Raw genomic sequence first — 13,305 nt, 5'->3', positions numbered from 1 at the left:
CGTCCAGCCTCGTTGTACGGTTCGAAAAAAGGCATAATACAGCCGCCGGTGCCCTTCGGGGCCGAAGAGGGAACACAGCGTCACTGTGGCTGCCCCCGCAACTGTATGCAGCGAGTCCGCCTGCGCTCCGCGCCACTGGTTCGACCGGGAAGGCAGCGGCGGACCACGACCTGCCAGCCAGGAGACCTGCCGGCGAGACTGTTCGTGCCAGCCTACATCGGGCGGGGTGTACCGATGCCGCAGCAATGCCCGCCTGGGCAGCGCTCGGGCCGTCGCGCGACGCTAAAACCCGGTGTCCGTCTTGAATCACGCTGCGCCTTCCGCTGCTTCGTTTACCGCTGCCCAAGCGCCGCGGCGTTCGGCTTGTCCGGGCCTGCTGCGCATCGTCGCCGCGCGCGACGGCGGGATTTGCCGGATCAAATTGCCCGGCGGCGTACTGAGCGCCGCGCAGGCTGCCGCGATCGCCGAGGCGAGCGCGCGGTATGCGGCCGGGGTGATCGAAGTGACAAACCGCGCGAATCTGCAGGTGCGCGGCGTGCGGGACGGGCAGGAAGCGGCGTTGATTGCGGCTTTGGTGTCGGTCGCTCTCGGGCCGGTGGTGCCGGCGAGTGGCGGTGTTGATGCTGCCACCTTGTCCGCCTCTGCCGCCTTGTCTGCCTCTGCTGCCTCTGCTGCCTCTGCTGCCTCCGCGGCCGACGACGTGCGCAACGTGATGATCAGCCCCGCAGCGGGACGCGATCCATTCGCGCTGTACGACACCACTTCGCTGGCCGCCGGGCTCCTCACGCTGCTGCAAAGCGAAGCGCGTTTTGCGGCGCTGTCGCCGAAATTCGCCGTGCTGCTCGATGGCGGCGAACGTCTTGCCAGGCTCGATCATCCGCACGATGTGTGGCTCGCGGCGACGCAGGTGCACGACGGCGTGAGATTTGTCTTCGGATTGACCGGATGTCCGTCCATGGCGGCCAATGTGGCGGCGGTACCTGTGGCTCGCGCGAACGCGTTCGCCACTGGCGCGTCGCATGCAGGCACCCTCGCCGCCGTCCTGCCGTCGCAAGTCGTCCAACTGGTTCGCGCGCTTCTGCTCACGTTTCTCGATCTGGCCGCCGCCGACGCCACACGTATGCGCCACCTGCTCGCCACGCATTCCGTCGACGCGGTATTGCAGCATGCTCAAACGTATGTCGATTTCCCGCTGTCACGCGACGCGTCGCTCGCCGACTGGCACCGTAGCGCGCCTGCCGATGCCGTGCTGCGGCTCGGCGCGCACGCTCAACGCGTGGTGGGAACGTGGCACGTCGGCGGCCAGCCGCCGCTCGGACGCCTCGACGCCGCGACGTTGCACGGTCTCGCCGCGCTAGCGCGGCAGCAAGGCAACGGCACAATGCGCATGACGCCCTGGCAAAGCGTGCTGCTGCCCGATATCGCCACGGACGCCGTGCCGGCCGTGCTTGCCGGATTGAACACATTAGGCCTCGCGTGCGATCCCGCGCAGCCCATCGCACATCTGATCGCCTGCGCCGGCTCGACCGGTTGCGTAAAAAGTCTCACCGACACCAAAGCCGACGCGCTGCAATTAGCCGCTCGCTTGCCCGGAGGTGTCGACGTCCATCTGAGCGGCTGCCCGCGCTCGTGCGCCGCCGCGCATTGCGCGCCGTACACGCTGCTGGCCGTGGCGCCCGGCACATACGACCTTTATCGACGCGGCACCTCGGCGGATTTCGGCGAGTGCGTCGCGCACCGACTGACGATCGAACAGGCTGCCGACATGCTCGAACAATTAGCCCGGAGCCCTTTAGATGCTTGATTACATTCGCGACGGTCAGGAGATCTATCGCCAATCCTTCGCGACGATTCGCGCCGAGGCCGATCTGTCGCGCATCCCCGCCGACCTCGATAAACTCGCCGTGCGCGTGATTCACGCCTGCGGGATGGTCGACGTGATCGACGATCTGGATTTTTCCGCAGGCGCAGGCACCGCGGGCCGCACGGCGCTGGCGCAAGGCGCGCCGATTCTGTGCGACGCGGGCATGGTCGCGCAAGGCATCACGCGAGCGCGTCTGCCCGCGAACAACGAAGTGATCTGCACGCTCACGCACATCGACGTGCCGTCGTTGGCGCGCGAACTCGGCAACACGCGTTCGGCCGCCGCGCTCGAATTGTGGCGTCCGCACCTGGCGGGCAGCGTCGTCGTGATCGGCAATGCGCCGACTGCCCTCTTTCATCTGCTCGACATGCTCGATGCCGGCGCGCCACGGCCCGCGTTGATTCTCGGCTTTCCGGTCGGCTTCGTCGGCGCGGCGGAATCGAAAGCGCTGCTCGCCGAAAACAGCCGCGGCGTGCCCTACGTGGTGGTCCACGGCAGACGCGGCGGCAGCGCGATGGCCGCCGCCGCCGTCAATGCGCTGGCGACGGAGGTCGAGTAAATGAGCATGCAAGGACGGTTGTTCGGACTCGGCGTCGGCCCCGGCGACCCGGAACTGATCACGCTGAAAGCGCTGCGGCTGCTGAAGGCCGCGCCGGTGGTCGCGTACTTCGTTGCGAAGGGCAAGAAAGGCAACGCGTTCAGCATCATCGAAGCGCATCTGCACGACGCGCAACAGCATCTGCCGCTCGTCTATCCGGTCACGACCGAAGCGCTCGAACCGCCGCTGTCGTATGAAGCGATCATCGCTGACTTCTACGACACCGCCGCCGACATCGTCGCCACACATCTCGACGCGGGCCGCGATGTCGCGGTGATCTGCGAAGGCGATCCGTTTTTCTACGGTTCGTATATGTATCTGCACGACCGGCTCGCCGCGCGCTTCGAAGCCGAAGTGGTGCCGGGCGTGTGCTCGATGCTCGGCGGCGCAGCCGTGCTCGGTTCGCCGCTGGTGTATCGCAATCAGAGTTTGTCGGTGCTCTCCGGCGTGTTGCCCGAAGACGAATTGCGCCGGCGTCTCGCCGACGCCGACGCCGCCGTCGTGATGAAACTCGGCCGCAATTTCGACAAGGTGCGGCGCGTGCTGGGTGAACTCGGTCTTGCGGATCGCGCGCTCTACGTCGAACGCGCGACGATGGGCAATCAACGCATCGTGCCGCTCGCGGAAGTCGATCCGATGGCGTCGCCGTATTTTTCGCTGCTGGTGGTGCCGGGGGAAAAATGGCAAGGATGACGCCGCCCGCGATCGTGATTCTCGGCGCGGGCGCGTTGGCGACCGCGCGGCGCGTGCAGGCGCTGTATGCCGGCGCGCAGGTGCACGCTTTACACGGGCGTGTCGAAGCCGACGTCTCGTACGCCGAACTCGGCACGCATCTAGGTGAACTGTATGCGCGCGGCACGCCGATCGTCGCGCTGTGCGCAGCCGGCATCGTGATTCGCTGCGTCGCGCCGCTGCTGTCGAACAAGGGCGTCGAACCGCCGGTGCTGGCCGTGGCCGAAGACGGCAGCGCGGTCGTGCCGCTGCTCGGCGGACTCGCGGGTGTCAACGTGATGGCGCGCGAAATCGCCGCCGCGCTGGCCGTGCCGCCCGCGATCACGACGAGCGGCGAACTGCGCTTCGGTACTTGTGTGCTCAATCCGCCAGAAGGCTATGCGCTGGCCGATCTCGCGCAAGGCAAGCGTTTCGTGTCGGATCTGCTGGCTGGTGAAAGCACGCGAATCGAAGGCGACGCGCCGTGGCTCGATGATGCGCAATTGCCGCGTTCGAGCTCGGCGCGTCTGGCGATTCGGGTGACGCCGCGTGCGTGGGACGGCAGCGCCGACGAGTTGGTGATTCATCCGCGTAGTGTGGTGGCGGCGGTCACGGGTTCGGGTTCGGGTTCCGGCTCGGGTGCACAGATCGCCAGGTATGTGCGTGAGGCGTTGAACGCGCATGGTCTCGCTGCGCTTTCGCTGGCGGCGCTGCTGGCATCGTCGGAACGGATGACCGACCCCGCGCTCGCAGAAGCCGCCACGAGTTTGAACGTTCCGCTGCGGTTCGCTCAAACACGTCCGGAAGATGGCGAGCCGCCGCGCAATGTGCTGCATGCCGCGCTACGCATCCCCTACGAAACGTTGCACGACGACGCCGACGCGGGCATTGCGCTGGCGCTGGCGCCGCTTGCTATCGACGCCGACAGCGTCGGCCGTGCACGCGGCCGCCTCACGGTGATAGGCCTCGGTCCGGGCAGCGCAGATCTGATGGTGCCCGCGGCGCGCACGGCGCTCAACGAAGCGACCGACATCCTCGGCTACGACACCTACGTGAAAATGGCCGGCCCGTTGCGCGCCGATCAACGCGTGCATGGCACGGACAATCGCGAGGAAATGCAACGCGCGCGTCATGCGTTCGAACTGGCGAGCACGGGACGATCGGTGGTGATGGTGTCGTCGGGCGATCCTGGCGTGTTTGCGATGGCGGCTGCGGTGCTCGAAGCGCTCGATGGCGCGGCGAACGCCGACTGGGCCGCAGTCGAGCTTTCGATCGTGCCAGGCGTGTCGGCGGCATTGGCCACTGCGGCGCAAGCCGGCGCGCCGTTGGGACACGACTTCTGCATGCTGTCGCTGTCCGATAACCTGAAGCCATGGACGATCATCGAAAAGCGTCTAAGGCACGCGGCCGAAGCGGATCTCGTGATGGCGTTCTATAACCCGGTCTCTCGCGCAAGGCCGTGGCAGTTGGATAAGGCGCTGGATATCGTGCGGGAATATCGCGCGGCGGCGACGAAAGTGGTGCTCGGACGCGATGTCGGCAGGCCCGGCGGCACGCTGCGTACGACCACACTCGGCGAACTGCGTTCTTCCGATGTGGATATGCGGACGACGGTGATTGTCGGTTCGTCGACGACGCGGGGGTTTTCTCGTGGTGACGATGGTGGTGAGTGGGTTTATACGCCGCGGTGGTATGAGTGAGTCGCGTACGGTCATTGAAACGGATAGCCGACCCAGCGTCAAATACTGTCAAACGTCTGTCCTAAAAATCGACTTCTCTTGTGGATAGAGGTAACTTCGAACTCCTATTTGTTTACGGGAGTTGAATAAAAAATGGCATGGGATAAGGTTGGTGCGGTAAGTTATCTGCGTTCGCACGCACAGCCAACGAGCATAGACAGGTGCGCGGAATATACGCGCCGCGCTATTGAGTGGGGTGGTCTCCACCTTATGCGAACTGGGTCAGCGAGAAACTACGGTTCATCACTCACCAGCGTTGGTTTTTACGAGGTATACGGTAATCCGCAGCGCGGCGATGTAGTCGTGATCCAGTCAATTCCCGGTCACCCGGACGGACACATGGCTATGTACGACGGACAAATCTGGATATCTGATTTTAAGCAGATGCACGGCTTTTACCCCGGCCCGGCATATCGAAGCGCCCAGCCGCCTTACAAAATGTACCGTCACGACTGACAATGAAAAAATACCTTCTACTGATATGCGCCGCGCTGGCTCTCGCGTTAGGTGTGGTGCAGCCTGCAACAGCAGCAGGACCGAACAGCCCTGAGGCTACTGTCAGGGCGTTTTACACATGGTATCTGCAACAGGAGGGCGGGCCTTACCAGTTGACGGATAACGCCATATATCGCTACGTGGAAAAGCCAACGGTCGATAATCTGCGGGATGACTACAAACATAAACGTTTGCCGGGTGGAAGCGACTATTTCACGCGGGTTCAAGACCTTGACGAAAAAGAATGGCTTGCCCACATGATCCTGCACCCGACTGTTAATCTTGACGGTGTGGCGGTTATAGCCGTGACTTTTGGCGCACAGGAAAAGAAGAATCTGGTTGTGTTCGTGCAGCAGGAAAAAGGACTTTGGAAAATCATCAAAGTTGAAGACACAGGTGGCTATTTGGGCTTTCACCAGTACGATCCGACAGACTAACGCACGGAATATGCCCCTCTGCCCGAGGGGCTTTTGCTTTATACGGCAGAAAATGCTTGGCGCGTCCATCATATGCGTTTCGATATGGCGGTATTTTTTTTGTCAAAAACCGCGGTTTTTTATCAACCTGAGATTTTTCGACAATTTCCATTTCCGATTGTAGCGAGAAGAAAGTTTTTTCGCTGATTGAATGTCGTGTCATGCGCCAGCCTCCTTCCGGTCAGAAATCCCGTGGAGAGAGAGGCTGGCAAATTTCTTCACAGGGCAATATGGGACATATCTGAATATAGAGGAGGAGTATAGAGGAGTACTGATATACCTCACAGGGCAATCGTATGATGCTCGCCCCCTCAAGCCGCCACATTCAACTCCTCGATCGCCTGCTGCTTCACGCCGAGATCGTCCCAAAGCTCCGGATGGCACCTGAACAGCGGTTGTGCGGGCCGACATTCTGCGGCGTGGCAACGCCGAGCGGAAATCATTGACCGTGAAATGCGCCCCGCCCACAAGCGGTAACCGCGCAGCACTGACGACCACTAGCGGCCACCACACCGCAGCAATGAAGAAGGCGCGAGCGCGCCTTTTTTATTGCCTCAACAGCACGCCTACAGTCGCATACCCTCCGATGATTTTTCCCTGTCGATAAATAAACATCCCTGATGGCATCATTCGCCCCAGCTATTTAGGCTCTTGAATTGCAAACGACTACAACACTAAGGCGCTGATCAAAAATGGTGAAACGTCATAGCGCATGCGGCCGCAGCATCAAAACAAGAGACAGGGGCAATCAATGCAAGGAATCTCCCTTATGAACATAAGTGACGCAGACGTGAACGTGGGCGATCTTATCGCACGCGCTGACGCGTACTTCTCCGAAAAACATCTGTCTGAAGCTATAGACGGATATGGCCGGATATTGGACCTGCAACCGCAGAATGTGCACGCGCTCTATTGTGCCGGGCTTGCGTCCTTCCTCGACAATCAGATCGAGCAAGCGCGTCAGTTCCTCAGTCGGGCAGCGCTCGCGGCGCCTGAACGTGCCGATATTCTCGAACAGACCGGATTGCTAGCTGCGCTTGCGAACGACGGTGCGGAGGCCGAAGCGTACTATCGTCGGGCACTCAACGTTGCGGGTAGCACCGCCAGTCTTCATCGGAACCTTGCCGATAGCCTGTGGCAATTGGGGCGTCTCGCCGAAGCTAAAGAGCACTACGCACAGGCCATTGCGATACAGCCGGACCTGCATCATGCGATTTGCGCCGTCGCGCGCATCAGCACGGAACTCAGTGAAACCGAAGACGCTGCGGACTACTGGCTACGCGCCTGGGCGCTCGACCCATCCGACCTACGAGATGGGCTTGATCTGATTGCCGCACTGGCTCATGCGAAGCGCACTGCGTTGCTTGACGCGACGGTTACGCAGGTCAGAGCGCAGCATGCGGCCAACGCCGAGGCATTAGAGGCCCTGTGTCTCGCGCTTTATAGAATTGACCGCTTCGGCGATATGCTCAGTGTTGCCCGGCAGGGACTCAAGATCGATCCGCAGCGGGTCATGTTGCACCACTACGCAGCACATTCCCTAAGCGTATGCGGCAGGGTTTTAGAAGCTATCGTTCACAGCAGGGAGGCGGTCCGATTCACACCAGACGATCCAGCTATGCAATCGCAGCTCGCGCACCTCGAACTGAGCCAAGGCGACTATAAGAATGGCTGGCAGCGGCGCAAAGCGTTGCGTGCCGTACTAGCGACGTTGCGTAATAAACGAATTCGACATACATACACTTGGGCCGCAAATTGAGGACTTCACCGATACGCTCGCGATCCTGCATTCCCTCGACCTGCTCATTACGGTAGACACGTCCGTCACACATCTCGCGGGCGCGGCAGGTCTGCCCGTGTGGACACTCGTTGCGGCCTATACCGACTGGCGATGGCTGACTGATCGCACGGATAGCCCATGGTATCCGTCGATGCGACTATTCCGGCAACGCGAGCTTGGCCAGTGGGAGCCGGTTATTGAAGAAGTCCGCGACGCACTGCGGGAGTGGTGCGCCGCACCGGTTTGATCGAAGTTAGTCCAGTGCGGGCTTGCGACGTTGAGGCCGCAACCCGGCAGGTCGCTTGCGACGAACTCAAGCCGCCACCTTCAAATCCCCGATCGCCCGCTGCCTCACACCAAGATCGTCCCAAAGCTCCGGATGGCACGTGAACACCAGAATCTGATGCCGCGTCGCGGCATCGATCAACGCGCGTTTGATCGCATCGCGCCGCGCGGCGTCGGTATGCACGGCGGCGTCGTCGAGCATCAACAACGTCGGACGGCCTGAGGCCTTCAACAAATCCGCGTACGCCAGCCGCGTCAGAATGCCCAGTTGTTCGCGAGTGCCGAAGCTCAACGCATCGAGCGTATCGGCGCGGCCATCGCGCTCCAGAATCGCGGGACTCAGATCGTCGCCGAGTGCGATCGTAGACTGCGGGAAAATCCGCTTCAGGTAATGCCCGAGCCGCTCGGTCAGCGGCGCGCGCAATTGCGCCACCGCCGCATCGCGTTCGTCGACTAACACCTCGTCAAGCAAGCTCAACGCGCTCGCCCGCAAACTCAGCTCATCCCTGCGACGCGTGGCCTGCTCCACCGCTGCCTTCACACCGGCGAGACGCTCGCCCAGCCCAGACGCGCCGACTGTTTCCAGTTGACTGCGCAATTGCGCGATCCGCAGTTGCCGCTCGTGCTGCTCGTTGCGCGCGAGTTCAGCCGATGCCCGATAGCGCTTCGCCTCAGCCGCCGGATCGTCGAGGCGCGCCGCCTCCAGTTCGCGCTCGCGTCCTTCAAGCTGCTTTTTCAACGCCTCGACCTGCACGCGTTGCTCGACAATTTTCGTCTGCCACAGCGCGCGGTTGCGGCAAAACGTGTCGTCTTGCAGTTGCGCCTCTTTGCGTTGCAGCTGCCCGGCGAGCGATTCGGTCGTGGCCGTTACGGTCGAGCGGTTTTCCGCGGCCTGCGCCAGCACTTTTCTGGCGGCTTCCAATGCATCGCGAGCGATGTCGGCAGCGCGGCGTGCATCGTCGAGCGGCAGCGCGGCGGAAACATCGGGCAACATCGCCAGACGCTGGTTCGATGTCTCCAGCCGTGCGGCTGCCGAAGCCAACGCGGCGCGCAGCGCGTCGATACCCTGTGGCGCGTGCACGTCGAGAATCTTCGCCTGGCTTTTCTGCTGCGCGACGAGCGTCTTCCACTGCTCGTGGCGCGCCTGCGCATCGCCCAGCGACGCGACACCCAGCGTCTGCAACAGCTGCGCGTGCCGAGATTCGAGCGACGCCAGTTCAGCGAGCTGCGCGGACAGATCGGACACACCCGGGATCACGCGCAATTCGCCGAGATCGCCGAGAACGATCAACTTCTCCTCGTCGAGACGCAGCACGCCCTCGCCGGTCACCTGCGCATCGCCGACTGTGATCGCGCCGCTCAGCCGGTATTCGATCCGCGTCATCGCAGCGTCGGTTCGCGCGCGCAGCACCGTCAATTCGGTGTCGAGCGATTGCAGCCGTTTCAGTTGCGTCGCGTCGATTTCAAGCGCGGCCGCTGCACGTGTTGCCTCCAGAACGGCCTCGTTCGCCTTGCCGGCCGCAGCAATAGCCGCCTCGAGCCGCTCGCTTTCCGCACGATGCAGAGCGATCTGACTGCGCAGATCGCCGGCCGTGACGGCGGCGTTAGCCAGTTCAAGCGCGCGGCTGGCGTCGCCATAGGCCTGTTCCAACTGCGCGACACGCGCCACCGCTTCGCCATGCTCGTGCGTGGCAGTCACTACGCCGGCTCGCGCGGCGTCGAGTTGTAGCCGATCGCGCGCGACCGCGGCTTCCAGTTCCGTCGCGCCCTGCTCCTGCTGCAACGACAGCGCCAGTTCCGCCTCGTTCACTTGCAGCGACTGCGCCAGCCCCTGAATATTGCGCTCGAGTTCCGCCGCGGCCTCGGCGCGCTGTTGCGCCCGCATCGCCTTCTGTTCGTGCAGTTCCCAGGGCCGTTTGCGTTGCGCGTCGTCGAAGGCTTCCTGTTGCGTAGCAAGACGCGCGATGTTGTCTTCGAACTGTAGACGCTGCTGTTCCAGCTCGTCGCGCTCGGCAGCAAGCGCCGCCAATGCCTGCTCGGCGTCGGCCAGCGGCCCGGTGGATTTCTGCGTGCGCGCGGTCAGCAACTGCCGAAGCTCGCGCTGCACGGCGGCGATCAACGCATCCTCGCCTGCCGATTCGTGGCTTCCCGACAGCTGCGAGAGTGCATCGCGCAAATACTGCGCTGCGTGGCCGGTCGAGTCGCGCACCTCCTGCGTGCCGCCTTGTTGCACCCACAACAAACCCGGCACGCCGGCGTTCTCAGCCTTGAGCGGCCCACGCGCCGGACGCGAGAATCCGAGTAACGCGGCGAGCTTGTCTTCGGCTTCGTCTTCGCCGAACACGGCTTGGCCGATGCTCAGATCGCAGCGCTGCCGCGTGACGAAATGCTTCGACAACCTGCACGCGGCGCCGTCGAGGTTGAACGTCACTTCCACCGACGGCTGCCCGCTCGCCTTGCCCCACGGCAGTAGGTCTTTCAGATGCGACGCCTTATAGCGCTCGAGGAACACCGTCCGCACGGCCTCGGCGATCGTGCTCTTGCCTGCCTCGTTGGGGCCGGTGAACAGATTGAGCCCGGGTTGCAAATCGTCGATGACGAGCCGGCCGGTGAACTGCTTGAACTCCTGAATCGCGATACTTTCCAGCTTCATGCGGACCTCGCTTCGCGCGGCAGTTCACGTTGAAAACGGGCAAGCAGCAGCAACGCCTCCGCGGCCCGCCTCGCTTGTTGCGGGTCGGCCTGCGGGTCTTCCTGCAAGCCACGCAGACGCGCCACCACCTTCGCGAGGTAGCCGCTTTGCGCGCCGAGCCCGGCGAGGTCGTCAGCGGTAGGCAGCACGTGCAGGCCGCCCAGATCGGCACGCAACGCACGCATGCGCGCACGGGCCTCTTCCACCGCGACGTGAATCGCTTCGGCCTCGGCCAGCGCGGTCGTGCCGCTCACGACCAGCCGCAGCACATCGGCGGCGCCCAGTGCGGCGAGCCGCGCCTTCAGCGCGTCCACATCGGTCGGCACCGAAATCACCGTCTCCCATCGATGCCATTGATATTTGCCGACCCGCACCGGCTCGACCGCCGGCAATGCGCCCGGCTCCGTCAGCGTGACGTCGAGCATGAAGCCTGGATCGTTGGCGCGGAAGCGGTCCTGCTCGTGCGTGCCGGCATACCAGGTACGCTCGTTGACGCGAAAGTGACCGTGCCAGTCGCCGAGCGCGAGATAGTCGAGACGCGCGCTCGCCGCACGCGTCGGCGCGATCGGATTCGACGAATCGATGCCCTCCTGCAAGATCCCGCTGACGCTGCCGTGCGCGAGCCCCACGCGGCAATAGCCGGGCGGCGTTTCGGTCGCGTCGAAAAAGGCGGTGGTGTCGTCGTAGGTAATGCGTTGTGTGAGCGGCGCGCATAGCAAAGCGCATTGGCAGGCGTCGAGCGTCACCACGCCGGGTTCCAGCACGACCCGCACGTTCGGCGCAATGCAGTTCAGGCGCTGCGCGCGGGTCCAGACGCTTTCGACCAGCGCGGCATCGTGATTGCCCGGCAGCATGATCCAGGGGCCGGAGAACGCTTGCAGCGCGCCGAACAAGCGGCGGATCACCGTGTCCGATGCGGTTTGCTGATCGAACACGTCGCCCGCGACCAGCACGGCGTCGACCTGGCGCGCCGTGGCTTGCGCGGCGATCCGGCGCACGGTCTCGAAGCGCGCTTCCGCGAGGTGCGCGGCTTCGTCCGGCTCGAACTGGCCGAATTGCGTGCCAATCTGCCAGTCCGCGGTGTGCAGAAACCTGATCACTGTGCCCCCTTTCTGTTCATTTCCATCGTCGCTTTGCAGTCCAACCGTGGATGTTACCGCGCCGTCGGCACTCACGATGTCCCACGCGACGCACACAGCGCCGGAACCGCGGCGCTACACTCGCGTTTTCCGGACCCGCGCGTCACGCATCAATCGCCCCGCATCATGCCAATCGAACCAAGCCCGCAGCCCATGAACAAAGAGATCGAGCTGAAAAAGGCCAAGCGCAATCCGTTGCTGTTGCTACTGGCCGCTGCCTGCATTTTTGTCGTGACCGCTTTCATGCCGCGCGGCACCTGGATCGACGGAATCAAAGCGGTCGCCGAGGCTGCGATGGTCGGCGCGCTCGCCGACTGGTTCGCGGTGGTCGCGCTGTTTCGCCGCGTGCCGATCCCGGTTGTGTCCGCGCACACGGCCATCGTTCCGAGGAACAAGTACAAGATCGCCGACAACCTCGCGGTCTTCGTGCAGGACAAATTTCTGGACGTGTCGTCGATCGTCGGGCTGATCCGGAAACACGACCCGGCGCAAAGCATTACGTCCTGGCTCACCACGCCGGCCAACACCGAGCGTTTGGGCAACTACGTCGTCAAACTGACGGGCGGCATTCTCGAGTTGACCGACGACGTGCGCATCCAGGTCTTCATCAAGGACGCGCTGCGCAACATGCTCGCGAAAGTGGATCTATCCCGATCGATGGGCTCGATTCTCGACACGCTGACCAAAGACGGCCGTCATCAGGAGCTGCTCGACGCCGGCATCGAGCAGGTGGTGGCGCTGCTGCGCGAGCCGCAGACGCGTGAATTCATCGCCGAGCGCATCGTCGATTGGATCAAAAGCGAATATCCGGCCATGGAAAAGATCCTGCCGTCCGCGTGGATCGGCGAAAAAGGCGCCGAAACGATCGCCAGCGTCGTGAACCGGATGCTCGATCAGATCAGCGAGAACCCAACCCATCAGCTGCGCCAGAAATTCGACGACGTCGTGCAACGGCTGATCGCGAGACTCAAAACCGATCCGGCTTACCTGCAAAAAGGCGAAGAACTGAAACGTTACCTGGTAGAAGGCGACGCCCTCAGCACGTACGTGAAAGACATGTGGGGCGAATTGCGCGCGTGGCTCAAGCGCGATCTGGAGAGCAGCGAATCGGCGTTGCATGCGAGAGCGGTCGCGATGGGCCAATGGGTGGGCCGCGAACTGGCGCACGATCCGGCACTGCGCCAATCGCTGAACGATCACCTCGAAGAAGCGGCGCGCGCGATGGCGCCGGACTTCGCCAGATTCCTCACGCGCCACATCAGCGACACGGTGAAGAACTGGGACGCACGTGAAATGTCACGGCAGGTCGAGCTGAACATCGGCAAGGATTTACAGTACATCCGTATCAACGGGACGATTGTCGGCGGCTTCATCGGCTTGTTGCTGTATGCAAGCTCGCTCCTGTTCGAACTCTTGCGGCTGCATCTGGGATGAGGCCGCCACCCGTCAAAACGCCTACAATCCAGGCATACGAATTGCCGATGCGCTCTATCGGCTGCCGCCGTCGCCTCCGCGCGCTCGATAAA

The 13,305-nt window shown here is 63.0% G+C and carries 9 protein-coding genes and 1 riboswitch; of the genes, 7 read left to right on the top strand and 2 right to left on the bottom strand.

Going from position 1 to position 13,305, the window contains the following annotated elements; translation table 11 throughout:
• Nucleotides 1–29: 29 nt before the first annotated feature.
• Nucleotides 30–209: riboswitch (cobalamin riboswitch) on the top strand.
• Nucleotides 210–292: 83 nt separating this feature from the next.
• From cobG to SB772_RS21755, 6 genes are all read left to right on the top strand, one after another.
• Nucleotides 293–1,804, top strand: a complete 1,512-nt coding sequence (gene cobG, locus SB772_RS21780) for a precorrin-3B synthase (RefSeq protein WP_410835270.1) — start codon at nucleotides 293–295, stop codon at nucleotides 1,802–1,804.
• The gene (locus tag SB772_RS21775) at nucleotides 1,797–2,423 is read left to right on the top strand and encodes a precorrin-8X methylmutase (RefSeq protein WP_410835269.1); all 627 of its coding nucleotides are present in this window, start codon (nucleotides 1,797–1,799) and stop codon (nucleotides 2,421–2,423) included. The genes cobG and SB772_RS21775 overlap by 8 nt, the downstream gene beginning before the upstream one ends.
• A complete protein-coding gene (locus SB772_RS21770; protein ID WP_410835268.1) occupies nucleotides 2,424–3,155 on the top strand; it encodes a precorrin-2 C(20)-methyltransferase in 732 nt (243 codons plus the stop codon). It abuts the gene before it with no gap.
• Nucleotides 3,152–4,873 (top strand): precorrin-3B C(17)-methyltransferase, encoded by a 1,722-nt coding sequence (cobJ, locus tag SB772_RS21765; protein ID WP_410835352.1) that lies wholly within the window; start codon nucleotides 3,152–3,154, stop codon nucleotides 4,871–4,873. Before SB772_RS21770 ends, cobJ begins: the two co-directional genes overlap by 4 nt.
• Before the next feature lie 497 nt (nucleotides 4,874–5,370).
• On the top strand, nucleotides 5,371–5,844 hold the full coding sequence (locus tag SB772_RS21760; RefSeq protein ID WP_410835267.1) for a DUF3828 domain-containing protein: 474 nt from the start codon (nucleotides 5,371–5,373) through the stop codon (nucleotides 5,842–5,844).
• Between the two features lie 808 nt (nucleotides 5,845–6,652).
• Entirely contained in the window at nucleotides 6,653–7,642 is a 990-nt protein-coding gene (locus SB772_RS21755) for a tetratricopeptide repeat protein (RefSeq protein WP_410835266.1), read from the top strand.
• Nucleotides 7,643–7,976: 334 nt separating this feature from the next.
• On the opposite strand, the gene SB772_RS21750 is transcribed toward SB772_RS21755, so the two are convergent.
• Nucleotides 7,977–10,601: an AAA family ATPase gene (locus SB772_RS21750; protein ID WP_410835265.1), complete on the bottom strand. Its 2,625-nt coding sequence runs from the start codon at nucleotides 10,599–10,601 to the stop codon at nucleotides 7,977–7,979.
• Nucleotides 10,598–11,740 (bottom strand): metallophosphoesterase family protein, encoded by a 1,143-nt coding sequence (locus tag SB772_RS21745; protein ID WP_410835264.1) that lies wholly within the window; start codon nucleotides 11,738–11,740, stop codon nucleotides 10,598–10,600. The genes SB772_RS21750 and SB772_RS21745 overlap by 4 nt, the downstream gene beginning before the upstream one ends.
• Nucleotides 11,741–11,932: 192 nt before the next feature.
• Between SB772_RS21745 and SB772_RS21740 the strand changes: the two genes are divergently transcribed.
• Nucleotides 11,933–13,213, top strand: coding sequence for a DUF445 domain-containing protein (locus SB772_RS21740; RefSeq protein ID WP_410835263.1), 1,281 nt, complete (start codon nucleotides 11,933–11,935; stop codon nucleotides 13,211–13,213).
• Nucleotides 13,214–13,305 lie beyond the last annotated feature (92 nt).

It is taken from the genome of Paraburkholderia sp. SIMBA_030 (assembly GCF_046535245.1).
GTDB lineage: Bacteria > Pseudomonadota > Gammaproteobacteria > Burkholderiales > Burkholderiaceae > Paraburkholderia.
This window is presented reverse-complemented; position numbering and strand designations above follow the sequence as displayed.

Excerpts from the sequence above, each read along its gene's own strand:
- SB772_RS21775 (WP_410835269.1), top strand. The coding sequence starts at position 1,797 with ATGCTTGATTACATTCGCGACGGTCAGGAGATCTATCGCCAATCCTTC.
- SB772_RS21770 (WP_410835268.1), top strand. The coding sequence starts at position 2,424 with ATGAGCATGCAAGGACGGTTGTTCGGACTCGGCGTCGGCCCCGGCGAC.
- cobJ (WP_410835352.1), top strand. The coding sequence starts at position 3,152 with ATGACGCCGCCCGCGATCGTGATTCTCGGCGCGGGCGCGTTGGCGACC.
- SB772_RS21760 (WP_410835267.1), top strand. The coding sequence starts at position 5,371 with ATGAAAAAATACCTTCTACTGATATGCGCCGCGCTGGCTCTCGCGTTA.
- SB772_RS21755 (WP_410835266.1), top strand. The coding sequence starts at position 6,653 with ATGAACATAAGTGACGCAGACGTGAACGTGGGCGATCTTATCGCACGC.
- SB772_RS21750 (WP_410835265.1), bottom strand. The coding sequence starts at position 10,601 with ATGAAGCTGGAAAGTATCGCGATTCAGGAGTTCAAGCAGTTCACCGGC.
- SB772_RS21740 (WP_410835263.1), top strand. The coding sequence starts at position 11,933 with ATGAACAAAGAGATCGAGCTGAAAAAGGCCAAGCGCAATCCGTTGCTG.